Source organism: Mycobacterium sp. (assembly GCF_035314905.1).
In the GTDB taxonomy this organism is placed as follows: domain Bacteria; phylum Actinomycetota; class Actinomycetes; order Mycobacteriales; family Mycobacteriaceae; genus Mycobacterium.
On the sequence record NZ_DATFYW010000243.1, the window covers coordinates 12,848 to 29,016 of the forward strand.

The following is a 16,169-nucleotide window of genomic DNA, read 5'->3' on the forward strand; positions in this document are numbered from 1 at the left end:
GCAACAGTTTGGCAAGGGATTTTTGGGACGACCGTCTAGTCCCAGGTTCATCGCGTATCCTCCGCGGCTCAACGAGCCAGTCCGGAATGTAACGACGTGCTGACGCGCAGGCTAATTATGCTGCGATGATGCGCCGAAGGGAATAGCGCGTCAGAGGCATCAGTACTCTGTATGCATGCCGGAGCGCCCGCCGACCGCGGTAACGGTCGTCAAGCTCGCGTGGTGCTGCCTTCTGGCCAGCGTCGTGGCGGCCGCGCTGATGTTTCCGTTCGTCGGCGGGTTCGGCCTCATATCCAACCGGGCCTCCGACGTCGTGGCCAACGGCTCGGCCCAATTGGTCGAGGGCGACGTCCCCCAGGTGACGACGATGGTGGACGCGGCGGGCAACCCGATCGCGTGGCTGTACTCCCAGCGGCGGTTCGAAGTGCCGAGCGAACAGATCGCCGACACGATGAAGCTGGCAATCGTCTCGATCGAGGACAAGAGGTTTGCCGAGCACAACGGTGTCGACTGGAAGGGCACACTCACCGGCCTGTCCGGCTACGTCTCCGGAAACGTCGACACGCGCGGCGGGTCCACCATCGAGCAGCAGTACGTCAAGAACTATCAGCTGCTGGTGCTCGCGCAGACCGACGCCGAGAAGCGCGCGGCGGTGGAGACCACGCCCGCGCGCAAGCTGCGCGAGATCCGCATGGCGCTCACCCTGGACAAGACGTTCAGCAAGCCGGAGATCCTGACCCGCTACCTCAACCTGGTGTCGTTCGGCAACGGAGCGTTCGGGGTGCAGGACGCCGCACAGACCTACTTCGGCATCGACGCCTCCCAGCTGAACTGGCAGCAGGCCGCGCTGCTCGCCGGGATGGTGCAGTCCACCAGCGCGTTGAATCCGTACACCAATCCCGATGGTGCGCTGCAGCGGCGAAACGTCGTGCTCGACACCATGATCGAGAACCTGCCGGCGAAGGCCGACGAGCTGCGTGCGGCGAAGGCCCAGCCGCTGGGCGTGCTGCCGCAGCCCAACGAGCTGCCGCAGGGCTGCATCGCGGCCGGCGACCGCGCGTTCTTCTGCGACTACGTGCTGCAATACCTGGCCCGCGCCGGCATCAGCAAGGACCAGGTCGCCCGCGGCGGGTATCTGATCAGGACCACGCTGGACCCCAAGGTCCAGGCCTCGGTCAAGCAGGCCGTCGACAACATCGCCAGCCCCAGCCTCGACGGCGTCGCCAGCGTGATGAGCGTGATCAAGCCGGGTAAGGACACGCACCCGGTGATCGCGATGGTGAGCAACCGCACGTACGGGCTCAACAGCGACGCCAGCGAAACCATGCAGCCGCAGCCGTTCTCCCTGGTCGGCGACGGCGCCGGGTCGATCTTCAAGATCTTCACCACCGCGGCCGCGCTCGACATGGGGATGGGCATCAACGCCCAGCTCGAGGTGCCCGGATTCTTCCAGGCCAAGGGCATGGGCAGCGGCGGCGCCCCGGGCTGCCCGCGGGAGATGTGGTGCGTGCGCAACGACGGGAGCTACCGCGGCTCCATGAACGTGACGGAGGCGCTGGCGACCTCGCCGAACACCGCGTTCGCCCGGCTGATCCAACAGATCGGCGTGACCCGCTCCGTGGACATGGCCGTCAGGCTCGGCATGCGGTCGTACGCCGATCCCGGCACGGCCCGCGCCTACGACCCCGACAGCAACGAAAGCCTCGCCGACTTCGTGAAACGCCAGAACCTCGGCTCGTTCACGCTCGGGCCCATCGAGATCAACCCCCTCGAGTTGTCCAACGTGGCGGCGACGCTGGCCTCCGGCGGCGTCTGGTGCCCGCCCAACCCGATCGACAAGATCTACGACCGCAAAGGAAACGAGGTCTCCGTCACCACCGAAACCTGCGATCAGGTCGTGCCCGAAGGCCTCGCGAACACGATGGCGAACGCGATGAGCCACGACGCCCTGGGCAACGGCACAGCGGCGGGCTCGGCCGGTGCCGCGGGCTGGAGCCTGCCGGTGTCGGGCAAGACCGGCACCACCGAGGCCCACCGATCCGCGGGCTTCGTCGGATTCACCAACAACTACGCCGCCGCGAGCTACATCTTCTCCGACTCCAGCACGCCGACGGACCTGTGCTCGGGCCCGCTGCGGGAGTGCGGCAGCGGCAACCTGTACGGCGGCAGCGAACCGGCCCGGACCTGGTTCACGGCGATGAAGCCGATCGCCAACGACTTCGGTGACGTGCACCTGCCGCCGACGGACCCACGCTACGTCGACGGGGGCCCGAACTCCCGGGTTCCCAGCGTCAGCGGCCTCACCGTGGACCAGGCCCGCCAGCGCCTCAAGGATGCCGGCTTCCAGGTCGCCGACCAGCCGGCTGCGCTCAACAGCGGCTCCTCCTACGGCACGGTGATCGGCACCTCACCCAGCGGTCAGACCATCCCGGGTTCGATCGTCACGATCAACATCAGCAACGGCATCCCACCGCCGCCACCACCGCCGCCGCCCGGCCTGCCCGGCCTGCCCCCGATCGCCGGCACCACGGTGGTGGAGATCCCGGGGCTGCCGCCGATCACGGTCCCGTTGCTCGCGCCGCCACCGCCGCCGGGCGCGCCGCCGCCCTAGCGGCAACGGGTCGCGCCGGCACGTGTGCGCCCCCGGCAGCCAGTAGGCTGCGTGCATGGCTCCCAACGGCGTCGCACCACCAATCCTGAAGAGAACAGCCGCGGTCACCGCAGGCTCGGCCCTCGCCTGGATCGGCTACGCCTCGGTCATCGAGCGCAACGCGTTCGTCGTGCGGGAGGTCACGATGCCCGTGCTGACGCCGGGCTCGTCGCCGCTGCGGGTGCTGCACATCAGCGACATCCACATGCGTCCCAACCAACGACACAAGCAGGCCTGGTTGCGGGAACTCGCGCGCTGGGAGCCCGACCTGGTCGTCAACACGGGTGACAACCTGGCCCACCCGCGGACGGTGCCCGCGGTGGTGCAGACGCTGGGCGAGCTGCTCAGCCTGCCGGGGTTGTTCGTGTTCGGCAGCAACGACTACTTCGGCCCGCGGCTGAAGAACCCCGCGAACTACCTGACCAACCCGGGTCGTCGGGTGCATGGCCGGCCGCTGCCCTGGCAGGACCTGCGTGCGGCGTTCACCGAACGCGGCTGGCTCGACATGACGCACACCCGGCGCGAGGTCGAGGTCGCGGGCCTGCGGATCGCCGCCGCGGGCGTCGACGATCCGCACATCGGGCGCGACCGCTACGAAACCATCGCCGGACCGGCGAGCCCGGCGGCGAATCTCCGCATGGGCCTGACACATTCGCCGTACCCGCAGGTGCTGGACCGGTTCGCCGCCGACGGTTACCAGCTCGTCCTGGCCGGCCATACCCACGGCGGGCAATTGTGTCTGCCGTTCTACGGTGCGATCGTCACGAACTGCGACCTGGACCGCTCACGTGCCAAAGGGGCGTCGCGGTGGGGTTCGACGATGCAACTGCACGTGTCGGCGGGAATCGGCACGTCGCCGTTCGCGCCGCTTCGGTTCTGCTGCCGACCCGAGGCGACGCTGCTCACGCTGGTGGCAACGCCGACGGGTGGGCGCGAGGCGGGTTCACGCACGACCCAGTCCCATCCGGCAGCTGCCGTGCGGTGAAACAGAAGGCTGCCGTCGCGGTTCACGACCGTCCACGCGACTGGGTGGACAACGCGGTGCGGCTCATCGAGGCTGACGCCCGCCGCAGCGCAGACACCCACCTACTGCGATATCCGCTGCCGGCCGCGTGGTCAGCCGCCGTCGACGTGCAGCTGTACCTGAAGGACGAGACAACGCACATCACCGGCAGCCTCAAACACCGGCTGGCGCGGTCGCTGTTCCTCTACGCGTTGTGCAACGGATGGATCACCGAGGACACCACCGTAGTCGAGGCGTCGTCGGGGTCGACGGCGGTTTCCGAGGCGTATTTCGCGCAGCTGCTCGGGCTGCCGTTCGTCGCGGTGATGCCGGCGTCGACAAGCCACGCCAAGGTGGCATTGATCGAAGCCCAAGGTGGGCGATGCCACTTCGTCGAGGAGGCGGGGCAGGTATATGCCGAGGCCGAGCGCCTGGCCGCCGAAACCCGCGGACACTACCTCGACCAATTCACCAACGCCGAGCGGGCCACCGACTGGCGCGGCAACAACAACATCGCCGAGTCGATCTTCACGCAGATGTGCGAGGAGCAGCATCCGATTCCGGAGTGGATCGTGGTCGGTGCGGGCACCGGCGGAACGAGCGCAACGATCGGCCGCTACATCCGCTACCGCCGCTACGCGACCCGGCTCTGTGTGGTGGATCCGGAGAACTCCGCGTTTTTCCCGTCCTACGTAACCGGCCGTCGCGACGTGCGCACCGGGATCTCGTCACGCATCGAAGGAATCGGACGTCCGCGGGTGGAGCCGTCGTTCCTTCCCGACGTGGTGGACAGGATGGTCGTCGTCCCGGATTCAGCGTCGGTCGCGGCCGCGCGGCACGCCAGCGCGGTGCTGGGCCGCACGGTGGGCCCGTCCACCGGCACCAACCTGTGGGGAGCGTTCGGTCTTCTCGCCGAGATGGTGGCCGACCGCCGCAGCGGTTCGGTGGTCACGCTGCTCGCCGACAGCGGCGACCGCTACGCCGACACCTACTGCGACGACGCCTGGCTCGCGCAGCACGACCTCGACCCGACCTGCGCCGCCGAGGCGCTCTCGGAGTTCGAGAGATCCGGCCGCTGGGCCTGATCCGGCGCGTCGTCGGGCTCCGGACCGCGGTCGGCCGTCAGAAACAGCCACAGTGCCGCCAACCCGAAGAAACCGCCGTACAGCGCGGCCCCCAACCCCGTCATGGTGCTCTACTCCTTCGCGCCCGGCTCAGTCATGCCGGTCAGTGTGGACAACGCCACCGACACCCATTTCCATCCCGAAGCGGATGATCGGCTACGTCCGCAAGCGGGACGCCCACATTGTGACCGGCGACGACGTTGCGATCACGGAGGCGCTCCGTCGCCGGCGGCGGGAACCCGGCGCCAGAGGGGCAGGACTCCCGGCGTGGGGCCCGGCGGCGTTTGGCGCCCCGACCGGCCGGTGCGATACGCTGTCGTGGCTTCACGCGGGGTGTGGCGCAGCTTGGTAGCGCGCTTCGTTCGGGACGAAGAGGCCGTGGGTTCAAATCCCGCCACCCCGACTCGCGTTGCAGCAGGTCAGAGCCACTCGGGGCGATGCCGGCTAGGGACTTTGTCCGGTCGGTCCCCAGTCCGCAGTTGGTCCGCAGTAGCTTGGAGTGCGGCCTGGCGGGCTTGGTCGAGAGCCGCTGACACAAGCTCAAGATCATCCGGGAAAAGGTCTGCGTAGGTGTCCAGCGTCAGCGCAGCCGACTGATGTCCGAGCATGGTTTGAACGGCCTTCGGGTTCGCGCCTCCACTGATCGCGACGAGGCCGCAAGCATCCTGCGCGCCAACGGCGACAAGTTCCGCAACGAGGTTGTCGGGGCTGCGCTCAAGAATTACCGCTCGTCCCGCTCGTCCCTGCCCTCCGGGACGGCAAGTCGTAGGGACGGATAAAACCGCAGGTGAGGTGGCTCGTCCGCCGTCCCGCCCCATGCACCCCCCTTATCGGGGGTGTGGTTATCTCGGGGACGGATACAACGCCAAGATTTTTTCAAAACTCGTCCGGCCACGAGTACGCCCGGCTAGCGGTCCCGATGGCGATCCCGACAGAGATTTTCACCCACCTCCTCCCGGCCTAGCGCAACAGAGTGTCAGGTGGTGGCGTAATTCAGACTGGTCATCATCCCGGCTTCTTGGTGATAGGTGTTGTGGCAGTGCATCATCCAGATGCCAGGGTTGTCGGCGATCAGCTGGATGCTGACCGTTCGCATAGGTAGCACGATAGTGGTGTCTTTGCGGGCACCCGAGGTGCCATCGGGTTTGACGATCTGGAAGGTGTGCCCGTGGAGGTGCATCGGGTGCCACATCATCGTGGTGTTAGTGAAGGTGAGGGTCGCTCGTTGTCCCTGCCTGATCTGTAGCGGCTGATTCCTACCGTAGGGTGCCCCGTTAATCGCCCAGTCGTAGCGCATCATCCCGCCGGACAGATTGGCCGACAGGTCAACGTCGGCTTTCCCGGATCGCAGGTCGACGTCCGGTGTGGCGGTGAACATGTCGATGATGCCGACCCGTTTGGTCAGCTCGGGTGGCTGAAAGCCTGGATCAGGTGGGCTGCCCGCAGCGGTGGCCAACAGCGCGCGGGCCAGGGCGTTTTTACCTTCGGCCGACGCGACGAGCGGGAAGACGCCATTTCCGGCGGTGACGATGACGTCGTAGCGTTCGCCCATGCCCATCAACACCGAGTCGACCTCGGTGGGTACCACCGGGTAGCCGTCCGTGTGGGTGACGGTCATGGTGTGGCCGGCCAACGCTACGCGGAAGGCGGTGTCGGAGCCGGCGTTGATGAGCCGAATACGAATCCGTTGTCCCGGTTTGGCGGTGAAGGTAGTAGGCGCGGCAGGGATGCGCCCATTGATGAGGTAGTAGGGGTAGGTGATGTCGCCGGCGTCCCCGCCGAGGAGGCTGCTGGTGCCTACCCCGTTCATCATCGGCATGCCGCCCATGCCCGGCATATGACCCATATGCCGGCCCCGCAGATCGTCGAATAGCTGCTGAGGTGTCTTGCCGATGCCGTCGGTCCAGTCGTCGAGCATGACGATCCATTCCCCGTCATAGTCCCCCGGTTCGCGGGGGTCGTCGACGATCACCGGCAGGTACAAGCCGTAGTCGGCGTCGAGGCCAGTGTGCGGGTGTGCCCAGTAAGTGCCGGGATGCGGGACTGAGAATCGATAGGTGAAGTCTCGGCCAGGGTCGATGTTGGGAGTAGCCGGGTCTGCGCCATCCATGTCGTTGCGCAAGGCGATGCCGTGCCAGTGCACAGAGGTGGGGTGGTCAAGTCGGTTCGTGACGGTGACCGCCACCTCATCTCCGACGTTGGCGCGGACCAGCGGGCCGGGGATGGCGCTGCCGTAGGCCAGCGTGCGGGCATTGGTGCCGCCGAGGTCGATCGTGGCCGGCTGCGGTGTCAAGGTCGCGGTGACGGTGCGGCCAGTGTGGGGCCGTGCCGCCTCGGCAGCGGCGATGGCTTTATCGAGGCTGAGTGTCGGGTTCGTCGAGTAGCTCGATGCCGGGTTCGTCGAGCGACCACAGGCGACGAGCGCGAATCCACCGGCTAACGTACCTGCGACGAACTCCCGCCGGCTTAGACGAACTCGATTCCAGCGTGATTCCGGCATCAGGGCCTCCGCGTCGATACTGCGCTGGGGCGGTGGCAATTCCGGTTCCGGTGCGTGCTCCTAAGAGGTAATCCATTCAGATCACCTGCCTGCCGCACAGTGAAGAGATCTACGGCCGTGGTGTGCTCGGGGCCGTTGTTGTGGGGGAGGTTTGACCGGGTCCCATCATGCCGCCGGGTCCCATCTGCCCGCCCGGTCCCATTTGGCCGCCGTAATAACCGCCATGCCAGCCGTGGTGACCGCCATAGTGCCCACCGGAGGACCAGCCAAGGAAGAACCCGGAAAAGAAGACCACCGCGACGACGAACACGACGCCGGCGATGATGCCTACCCACGCCAAGGCTTGACTCAGCCGACTCGGCCGGTCGTATCCGTCGTCGTACCGAGGTTGCCCCGCCCGTGATTCAGGTGTTTCTGTCATATTTAGAATGATGGCGCTGATATACCCCCCGAGGGTAGGGACTATCGGCCCTACTAAGGGCCGCCGCCCGAGGGCACGCTGACGTTGCCTGTAGTTGCCTACGTAAGCGTCTCGGAGGGATGCGGCGATGATGTACGACGGCTGGATGTGGGGGAACGGCTGGGGCTGGGCCGGCTGGGTTCTGATTTGCGTTGTGATGGTGTTGTTCTGGGCGCTGCTGATCATTGCCATAGTCCTCGCCATCCGTTACCTCGCCGGCTCACGGGACACCAGCGCGGGAACGCCTAGTTACCGGCCCTCACAATCTGGGGAGGACCTGCTCGCTGAACGCTTCGCACGCGGCGAGATCGACGAAGACGAATACCGGCGGCGCATGACAGTCATCCGTGAACACCAGTGACTGCGGGTCCTGCCGGCTAGTCGCAAAACTAAAAGAATTGAGATGAGGCGAACACCAGGCCGACGTAGAGGCCACGTCTACGCTCGGGAGGGATGATCGTGCAGATCGATCGACGTGATTTCCTCAAATGGGGCGGCCTGGCGGTGATGGTGGCCACCGGGGGCGCCGGTGTCGCGGCAGCGGCGTGTTCGCGGGCCGCGCCGGCCTCCCCGCCGAACGGCAAGCCCGACTACACACTGCGGATCGGCACCGGCACCGTGGGGTTGGCGCCTGATCAGATCGTGTCGACCATCGTCTACAACGGCCAGTTCCCCGGTCCGTTGGTGCGGTTCAAAGAGGGCCAGCGGACCTGGGTGGACATCTACAACGACACCGACACTCCCGAGCAGCTGCACTGGCATGGCCAGCAGGTAGGCGTCGACGTCGACGGCGCCGCCGAGGAAGGCACCCCCTACATCCCCGCACACGGCATGCGGCGCATCTCCTTTGTGCCCGGCCCGGCGGGCTTCCGGTTCTATCACACCCATGTCGTTCCGCGCGCCGACCTGTCCCGCGGCCAGTACAGCGGCCTGGTGGGCCCCGTCTACATCGAACCCAAGCAAAACCCGGGCGCCTACGACCAGGAAATCTTCCTGACACTCAAGGAATTCGATCCCACCTTCAGCCGCGGGGGCGACATGGCCAGCGATTTCCTGGCCGGCGAACAGGACCCCGCCCTCAAGGACAAGGGCGAATCGGCAATGAACGCCTCCCTGGCCCACGGCGACCCCCGAGGCTACGAGGTCGGCTACGGGGCGTTCGCCATCAACGGGCACATGCTCGGCCACGGCGATCCGATCCGGGTGCAGACCGGCCAGCGGGTGCTGCTGCACGTCCTCAACGGCAGCGCCACCGAAACCCGCAGCCTCGCCCTGCCTGGGCACACCTTCACCGTGATCGCGCTGGACGGCAACCCAGTGCCCCACCCCGCGTCGGTGCCGGTACTGTGGTTAGGCACAGCCGAACGGATCTCCGCAATCGTGAACATGACCAATCCCGGGGTATGGGTGCTGGGCGATCTGTCCGACGACGACCGCGGGCACGGCATGGGCATCGTGGTGGAATACGCCGGGCGCAGCGGCGATCCACAATGGGCACCGCCCCCGTCGTTCAAATGGGATTACCGTCTGTTCGCGCCACCCAACCCGGGCGCCGCGGCGGCGCCCGATCACACCATCGAGATGCTGATCGAGAAACGCAACGCCGCCGACAACGGCTTCAACGTGTGGACGATCAACGGCACACCGTTCTCCATGGACACCAACAAACCCGTGCTCGAACTGCGACGAAACAAGCGATACCGGCTGCGTTTTCGCAACGCCACCGACGACCTCCACCCCATGCACCTACACCGGCACACCTTCGAAATCACCCAAATCGCCGGCACACCCATCAGCGGCGTGCGCAAGGACGTCGCGATGCTAGGGGGGTACCAGAGCATGGAGGTCGACTTCGTCGCCGACCAGCCCGGCCTGTCGCTGCTGCACTGCCACCAGCAGATCCACATGGACTACGGGCTCATGACGCTGCTGAACACAACCTGACCGCTGATGCGGATGCAGCAGGGGCTAGCGCCGCGCTCTCCTCGTAATGCGTATAGGCGTTCAGCAACCCGCCGAGGACCTCGGCAGTGGTTTCAAACAACGCCTACGCTTTGGGATCGTTGACCCTGTCGACGTCCTCACGGGCGTGTTGGCGCGCCTGATCGAGCATGCCTTTGAGCTTGACCGTATGGTGGCGAGGATCATCCTCGGAGTACTGCTGCCGATCGGCCATAAAACGATTCTCCTCGTCTGTATCGAGCCATTCGTCGCGGCCGCCCCTTGGTTCGCGGTCCTCGGTTCGCCGAACGTACAACTGCATTGTTGTGGCGATGTCTTCGTGCCCCATGACCTTCGCTAGCTCGCGCTGAACTGCCCCACCGACCAGCCCGCCCGCGAATGCGCCACCATGATCGCCGCGCTCGACAGGCTCGTCGAGGGCGCCACTGTCGATCAGCTCGCCGCCGAACACACGAACCGGTCGGCGCGGTCGTAATCCCGTCCCCGACGGCTAGGCCGGGAGGTGTCCCCGGGTGGCCAGGCGGACTGGAAGCGCATGCCCGACGACGCCGATCGCGCCCCCGAGCGTGGGCCAGATCGGCCAGAAGTACCAGGCGCCGGCCGACAGGGCGACCGCCAACCACACGGTGAGCACGATGACGACCATCGCCAGGTATGCGGCCAGGTGGGCGTGCACCGACCGGCGCGCGGCGGCCGTCACGGCGGCCCGGCGGCGCGGATCGTGGCGCCGCAGCGTGTGCACGGGCAGGTCCGCCACCACGGCGCGAAGTTCGGCGGCGGTGTGCGCGGCGAACGCCGCCCGCAGCCGCTGCTCGTACTCGTGCATCTCGAGATAACCCTGAGCCAGTCCCTGGCCGAGCAGCGCGGCGGTCTTCTCCCGGTCCCGGTCGCCGGCGCGGACGACGGGCTGCGGTGCGGTCGAAACGGTCATGGTGCGCTCCCCGTGCAATCTAGACAGTGACAAGTTCTCCTGCAACCGATTGTGCACCCGGAACTAGTCAATGTCAAGATCGCGTATCGGCCCTGCTCGCCGTCTCGTTGCTGACGACCGCGTAGAGCCGCCACCGACCCGGCACGCCTTTGAGTTCGTGCTCACCGCTCTCGGCGAACGCGTGGCGTGAACCGGTGACGATCTCGCGCACCGTCGATGAGACCAGCACCTCACTCGGACGAGCGAGTGCCGCGACCCGCGCACCGATGTGGACGGCCATGCCGGCGACATCGGCGCCGCGCACCTCGACCTCGCCCGCGTGAATGCCCACCCGGACCTCAATGCCGAGGGTGCGGACCGCGCCGACGATCGCTTCCGCGCATTCGATCGCGACGCTGGGGCTGGTGAACGTCGCAACGAATCCGTCGCCGGCCGTGTTGACTTCACGGCCGCGGAATCGTTCGAGCTGGTGCCGGACGATGCTGTCGTGGTTGTCGAGCAGGTCGCGCCACCTGTCGTCGCCGAGTAGGGCGGCGCGCGCGGTTGAGCCGACGATGTCGGTGAACACGATCGTGGTGAGCACGCGCTCGGCGTCGAAACCGCCCCGCACACCGGTGATGAACTCCTCGATCTCGTCGAGCATCGGCGCGGTGTCGCCGACCCAGTACAGGACATCGGCACCCGGCAACTCGACGTAGCGGGAGCCGGCGATGTGCTCGGCGAGGTAACGACCGTGCCCGGCCGGGATGAACGTGGAGCTGCTGCGGTGCAGGATCAGCGTGGGCGCGGTGATGCGCGCGAGTGCGTCGCGGACGTCGGCCTCGGCCACGATCTTGGTGACGGCTCGGGCCATGCTCGGCGAGGCTGCGCGGTTGCCGGCGAGATCCCACCAGGTGCGAAACGCGTCGTCGCGGGCGACGGTCGGCGCGATGATCTTAAGCGTGTCGAAGCCCTGTTCGACCGCGTCCGGCTCCTGCGCCACCGTCATGAACGGATCGGCACCGCTTTGTTCCGCGCCCACGGGGTAGTCCGGTGCCTTCAACGCACGCGCAGCGCCGTTGACGACGACGAGGCTGCGCACCCGCTCGGGGTGATCGGCAGCCAGCACGAGCCCACTCATCGCCTGGAAGCTGGGCGCGAAGACCGTGACCTGATCGCATCCGACGGCGTCCATCACCGCGATCGCGTCCTCGGCCCAGAACTTCGGTCCGATCACGTCCATCGACGCGACGCGCGACGAGAGCCCGATTCCGCGCTGGTCGAGCCTGATCAGCCGGCTGAACGAGGCAAGGCGCCGATGGAAGCGATACATCGACGGCTCGGCGTCGATCGAGTCGATCGGGATGAACGGCCCGGGCAGCACAAGCAGATCGATCGGGCCATCGCCGAAGACCTGGTAGGCGATGTCCGTGTCGCCGCACTTGGCGTAGCGCGTCCGCGGAACCTGCGCCACCGCATCAGGCTAGTCCACCTCGTCGCCGGCATCGCCGCTATGAGCGAAACCTCCCGTGTTCGAGGCCCTTTCGGCGATACGTGAGCAGCGCCCCGGCGGTAGGATCGACGGTGCGGAGACGCGTTTGCGCTACGAGCGGTGGTTTCTTCCGCTTTCGGTACCGCTGGGTCTCGGGCCACGGCACAGCGAGGTGCGCGTCGAGGGCAACGTCCTGCACGTTCGGATGGGCTGGGCGTTCAGCTCCGACATCCCGCTCGGCTCGATCAGAAGCGCCGCGCCCAGTGCGCGGCCGGTGACCGGCTGGGGTGTGCACGGCTTCCGCGGCGACTGGCTGGTCAACGGGTCATCAAACGGGATCGTCGAGCTGACCATCGACCCGCCGGCGCGCGCCCGCGTACTCGGCGTGCCGATCCCGCTGAAGAGGCTGTGGATCAGCGTCACGGACCCGGAGGCGCTGATCGAGGAGTTGAGCCGGCCGTAGTTTGACGGGTTGCCGGTACCGGGTAGAGAACTCACATGACCCTGGCAGCGACGTCCGCGGAGCCGACGCTTCCCCGACCGCAGGGCCCGCTGTCGGCGGTGGTGCTCGATCTGCTCATGCGCGACCCGTCCGCCGCTGCGGCGGACGCACCGCCCGGCGAGTACGACCCGTACGGCACCGACCTGCAGCTGGCCCTGTACGCCTGCTACGAGCTGCACTACCGGGGCTTTGCCGGCGTGGATCCCGGGTGGGAGTGGAACCCGCGACTGCTGGCGCTGCGGGCGCGCCTGGAGGACGCATTCATCGGCGAGGTCCGTCGAGACGCCGGCCAGATCGGGCCCGACGACAACGCGGCCACCGAGATGGACGCGTTGTCGCTGGAGCCAGCGCAGGGTGAGGGCCCGTCGTACCATCTGCGCGACGCGGGCACGTGGGACCAGATGCGCGAGTACTTCGTGCACCGTTCGCTGTATCACCTCAAAGAGGCCGACCCCCACGCGTGGGCGATCCCCCGGCTGATCGGTCAGGCCAAGGCCTCGTTCGTCGCCGTGGAATTCGACGAATACGGCGGCGGTCACGGCGAGCGCCTGCACCAGCAGCTGTACGCGGACCTGATGGCCGCCGCAGGCCTCGACCACTCCTACCTGGGCTACCTCGACGCCGTGCCGGGCGAGACGCTGGCCGTGGTGAACCTGATGTCGTACTTCGGGCTGCACCGATCGATGCGCGGCGCGGCTGTCGGTCACTTCGCCGCGACAGAGATCACGTCGCCGCCCGGCTCGCGACGGCTCGTCGACGCGCTCGAACGGATGGGCGCGCCGCAGGCCTGCGTCGGGTTCTATCGCGAACACGTCGAGGCCGACGCGGTGCACGAGCAGGTGGTGCGCGCCGATGTCGTCGGGGACCTGCTGGCGCGGGAACCGCACCTGAGCCGCGACGTGGTGTTCGGCATCCGCGCACGCGACGTCGTCGAGAACCGGCTGGCCGACTCGATGATGGCGCGCTGGCGGGCCGGGCAGACTTCCTTATGCCGACCGCTGCGGTGACGGTTCCCTGCGCCGGCGCAGCCGGTGGCTGGCGTCGCACAGCGGATAGGTGTTGCTGCGCCGACACGAGCAGATGGCGACCATGAACCGATCGGATTCCACGGTGCTGCCGTCGGGCAGCTCGATGCACACCGGCCCCTCGACGAGGACCGGCCCGTTGGGCACGGCTCGGACCCGACGCCGTTGGGTCCGGCTCGTCAATTCTTGTCCGCTCTGATCACCACCAGCTCCTCTTCGCGGCGCCCGATCGGCAAGCGACCGATCCTCTCCAGCCACCGCGCCGTCGCGGTGAGTACCGGACCGAATGGAACCAGTTGCCACAGAAAGATTTCCGCCTCGAGGCCGCCCGCCCGGAGTGCCGCTATCGATTCCTGCACAGCCGAGAACTCCGACTGCACGAGCAGCAACGTCCCGCCGTCGGTCAGCAAGCCGGGCGCCGCGGCGCACAGCGGGTCGAGCACCAGGCGACCGTCGTCCCCCGCAGCCCACGCCCCGATCGGCCCCGCGTCCGCCGGGATCGACCCGCAGTCGGCCCCCCGTCCCGCGGGCACGTACGGCGGGTTGGACACCACGACGTCGAAAGGCCCGGAGTTCAGGGCATCGGCAAGCGAGCCCATCTCGACGGTCACCGGCACGCCCGCGGCCTCGGCGTTGGCGCGCGAACACCGCACAGCGCGGGGGCAGATGTCGAGCGCGGTGACGGTCGACGCGCCAAGCTGCGCCGCGGCCACCGCCACCACTCCGCTGCCCGTACAGAGATCCAGCACGCTGCGTTCCCGCGCCAGGTCGGTCTTGTGCAACGCCTCGATGAGCAGTCGTGAATCATGTTGCGGTGCATATACGCCCGGGTCGGCGACGACGCTTTCAAAAGCATCGGGGTAGATGATCGTCAACTGCGGCTCGCAGTCTTCATGGTGGGCCCTTCCGACAGTGGTTCTAGGTGTCGAATGCCCTGTAGGAACCCGGGCCAAACCCGGACGAGGAGCGGCAGCCTCGCTAGTTCGCCGCGTCGCGCAGTTTGTCCAGTAAAGGCTTGGCCGCTTCCGAGAGGAACTGGTCCTGTCTGTCGTCGCCGATCTGCACCAGCGCGATATCGGTGAATCCCGCCTCCCAGTAGGCGCTCACCGACTCGACCATCGCGTCGAGATCGGGGCCGCAGGGGATGTTCTCGGCGACTTCGCCGGGGGTGATGAACCGGGTGGCGGCGGCGAATCCCGCGGTGGTGGGCAGGTCGGCGTTGACGTGCCAACCGCCGCCAAACCAGCGGAATTGGTCGTGGGCGCGCCGAATCGCCGCGTCGCGGTCGGGGTCCCAGCACACCGGGATTTGACCGATCACCCGCTCCCCGTGCGGCAGCCCGGTTGCCTGGCGCGTGTGGTGCCACCCGTCGACGAGTTCCTTCTTCGGTTCGACCGCGATCATGTGGTCGCCGAGCGGTGCGAACATCTCGACCGATTTCTTTCCTGACACCGCGACACCGATCGGCACCGGCGTCTCCGGAAGGTCCCACAGCCTCGCGGAATCGACCTGGAAGTGTTGACCTTTCCAGCTGACGAGTTCCCCGCCCAACAGTTCACGGATGATCTCGATCGCCTCGCGCAGCATCTCGTGACGGCGGTCGACGGTGGGCCAACCGCGCCCCACGACATGCTCGTTGAGGTTCTCCCCGGCGCCCAGGCCCAGCGTGAAGCGCCCGTCGGCGAGGATCTGCAGGGTCGCGGCCTGCTGCGCGACGACCGCGGGGTGGTAGCGCATGATCGGGCAGGTCACGTAGGTGAACAACTCCACCCGGTCGGTCGCGTGCGCGACCGCGCCGAGCATCGTCCAGGCGTTGGGCGCATGTCCCTGTGAGGCGAGCCACGGGAAGTAGTGGTCGCTGGACACCTCGAAGTCAAAACCGACGTTTTCCGCCGAGACCGCATAACGCACAAGGTCTTTGGGGCCGCTCTGCTCCGTCATCAGGGTGTAGCCAAACCGAGTCATGTCGGTAGGGTACCCGCGGGAAGCGCGCTGAAACGATTACAGGCGGGCTTTCACCGCCGCCGAGATGCGTGCCCCGTCGGCTTTCCCGGCGGCCAGCGCCGTCGCCGCCTTCATCACCTGTCCCATCTGGCGCATCGACGGCCGCTCCCCGATCTCCTCGGCAACGTCGGCCAATGCGGTGTCGACGACGTCGGCCAGTTCCGCGTCAGTGAGAGGTGTGGGCAGATATCCGTCGATCACCCGCGCCTCGGCACGCTCGTTGGCGGCGAGTTCGCCGCGACCGTTCTGGGTGTAGATCTCGGCGGCTTCGCCGCGCTTCCTGGACTCCCTGGACAGCACCTTGAGCACCTCCTCGTCGGAGAGCTCGCGCGCCTGTTTGCCGGACACTTCCTCGTTCTGGATCGCAGCCAGCACCATCCGTAGGGTCGCGGTCCGCAACTTGTCCTGCGTCTTCATTGCATCGGTCAAGTCCGACCGCAGCCGGGCTTTCAGTTCCGCCATAGGCGCCGACGCTACGCCGAGGCGCCTTCGCGCACACCATCGCCTGTCCCGCCGAGACGTTTGCCAATTGGTCGG

Annotated in this window: 16 protein-coding genes and 1 tRNA gene; 8 read left to right on the plus strand and 9 right to left on the minus strand. The window is 67.2% G+C overall.

Annotation, left to right across the window (positions count from 1 at the left end):
* Positions 1-175: 175 nt before the first annotated feature.
* The 4 genes from ponA2 (at position 176) to VKG81_RS20745 (ending at position 5,180) form a co-directional block, all read left to right on the plus strand.
* Complete coding sequence (gene ponA2 / locus VKG81_RS20730) at positions 176-2,611, plus strand: transglycosylase/D,D-transpeptidase PonA2 (protein ID WP_324398602.1); 2,436 nt, start codon at positions 176-178, stop codon at positions 2,609-2,611.
* Positions 2,612-2,666: 55 nt separating this feature from the next.
* Complete coding sequence (locus tag VKG81_RS20735; protein WP_324398603.1) at positions 2,667-3,635, plus strand: metallophosphoesterase; 969 nt, start codon at positions 2,667-2,669, stop codon at positions 3,633-3,635.
* Complete coding sequence (locus VKG81_RS20740) at positions 3,632-4,738, plus strand: PLP-dependent cysteine synthase family protein (RefSeq protein WP_324398604.1); 1,107 nt, start codon at positions 3,632-3,634, stop codon at positions 4,736-4,738. The genes VKG81_RS20735 and VKG81_RS20740 overlap by 4 nt, the downstream gene beginning before the upstream one ends.
* A gap of 368 nt (positions 4,739-5,106) precedes the next feature.
* Positions 5,107-5,180 (plus strand) — tRNA-Pro (locus VKG81_RS20745).
* Between the two features lie 573 nt (positions 5,181-5,753).
* Here the strand turns inward: VKG81_RS20745 and VKG81_RS20750 are convergent.
* Positions 5,754-7,277, minus strand: coding sequence for a multicopper oxidase family protein (locus VKG81_RS20750; protein ID WP_324398605.1), 1,524 nt, complete (start codon positions 7,275-7,277; stop codon positions 5,754-5,756).
* Between the two features lie 109 nt (positions 7,278-7,386).
* The gene (locus VKG81_RS20755; RefSeq protein WP_324398606.1) at positions 7,387-7,698 is read right to left on the minus strand and encodes a hypothetical protein; all 312 of its coding nucleotides are present in this window, start codon (positions 7,696-7,698) and stop codon (positions 7,387-7,389) included.
* 127 nt (positions 7,699-7,825) lie between these two features.
* Between VKG81_RS20755 and VKG81_RS20760 the strand changes: the two genes are divergently transcribed.
* Positions 7,826-8,098, plus strand: coding sequence for an SHOCT domain-containing protein (locus VKG81_RS20760; protein WP_324398607.1), 273 nt, complete (start codon positions 7,826-7,828; stop codon positions 8,096-8,098).
* Positions 8,099-8,190: 92 nt separating this feature from the next.
* Entirely contained in the window at positions 8,191-9,681 is a 1,491-nt protein-coding gene (locus VKG81_RS20765) for a multicopper oxidase family protein (RefSeq protein ID WP_324398608.1), read from the plus strand.
* A gap of 103 nt (positions 9,682-9,784) precedes the next feature.
* Here the strand turns inward: VKG81_RS20765 and VKG81_RS20770 are convergent, their stop codons facing one another.
* The 3 genes from VKG81_RS20770 to VKG81_RS20780 form a co-directional block, all read right to left on the minus strand.
* Positions 9,785-10,150 carry a hypothetical protein gene (locus VKG81_RS20770; RefSeq protein ID WP_324398609.1) on the minus strand — a complete coding sequence of 122 codons (366 nt, stop codon included), beginning with the start codon at positions 10,148-10,150 and terminating at the stop codon, positions 9,785-9,787.
* A gap of 39 nt (positions 10,151-10,189) precedes the next feature.
* Positions 10,190-10,630 (minus strand): DUF1707 domain-containing protein, encoded by a 441-nt coding sequence (locus VKG81_RS20775; protein ID WP_324398610.1) that lies wholly within the window; start codon positions 10,628-10,630, stop codon positions 10,190-10,192.
* 73 nt (positions 10,631-10,703) lie between these two features.
* On the minus strand, positions 10,704-12,083 hold the full coding sequence (locus VKG81_RS20780; protein WP_324398611.1) for an adenylate/guanylate cyclase domain-containing protein: 1,380 nt from the start codon (positions 12,081-12,083) through the stop codon (positions 10,704-10,706).
* Positions 12,084-12,186: 103 nt separating this feature from the next.
* Between VKG81_RS20780 and VKG81_RS20785 the strand changes: the two genes are divergently transcribed.
* Together VKG81_RS20785 and VKG81_RS20790 are read left to right on the plus strand one after the other, a co-directional pair.
* On the plus strand, positions 12,187-12,564 hold the full coding sequence (locus tag VKG81_RS20785; RefSeq protein ID WP_324398619.1) for a hypothetical protein: 378 nt from the start codon (positions 12,187-12,189) through the stop codon (positions 12,562-12,564).
* Positions 12,565-12,599: 35 nt separating this feature from the next.
* Positions 12,600-13,610, plus strand: a complete 1,011-nt coding sequence (locus VKG81_RS20790; RefSeq protein WP_324398612.1) for an iron-containing redox enzyme family protein — start codon at positions 12,600-12,602, stop codon at positions 13,608-13,610.
* Here VKG81_RS20790 and VKG81_RS20795 read toward each other — a convergent pair.
* The 4 genes from VKG81_RS20795 to VKG81_RS20810 form a co-directional block, all read right to left on the minus strand.
* The gene (locus tag VKG81_RS20795) at positions 13,590-13,811 is read right to left on the minus strand and encodes a CDGSH iron-sulfur domain-containing protein (RefSeq protein ID WP_324398613.1); all 222 of its coding nucleotides are present in this window, start codon (positions 13,809-13,811) and stop codon (positions 13,590-13,592) included. The two genes, VKG81_RS20790 and VKG81_RS20795, sit on opposite strands and share 21 nt — an antisense overlap.
* Positions 13,808-14,503, minus strand: a complete 696-nt coding sequence (locus VKG81_RS20800) for a HemK2/MTQ2 family protein methyltransferase (RefSeq protein WP_324398614.1) — start codon at positions 14,501-14,503, stop codon at positions 13,808-13,810. Before VKG81_RS20800 ends, VKG81_RS20795 begins: the two co-directional genes overlap by 4 nt.
* Before the next feature lie 103 nt (positions 14,504-14,606).
* Entirely contained in the window at positions 14,607-15,593 is a 987-nt protein-coding gene (locus VKG81_RS20805; protein WP_324398615.1) for an LLM class F420-dependent oxidoreductase, read from the minus strand.
* 36 nt (positions 15,594-15,629) lie between these two features.
* The gene (locus VKG81_RS20810) at positions 15,630-16,094 is read right to left on the minus strand and encodes a GatB/YqeY domain-containing protein (protein ID WP_324398616.1); all 465 of its coding nucleotides are present in this window, start codon (positions 16,092-16,094) and stop codon (positions 15,630-15,632) included.
* Positions 16,095-16,169 lie beyond the last annotated feature (75 nt).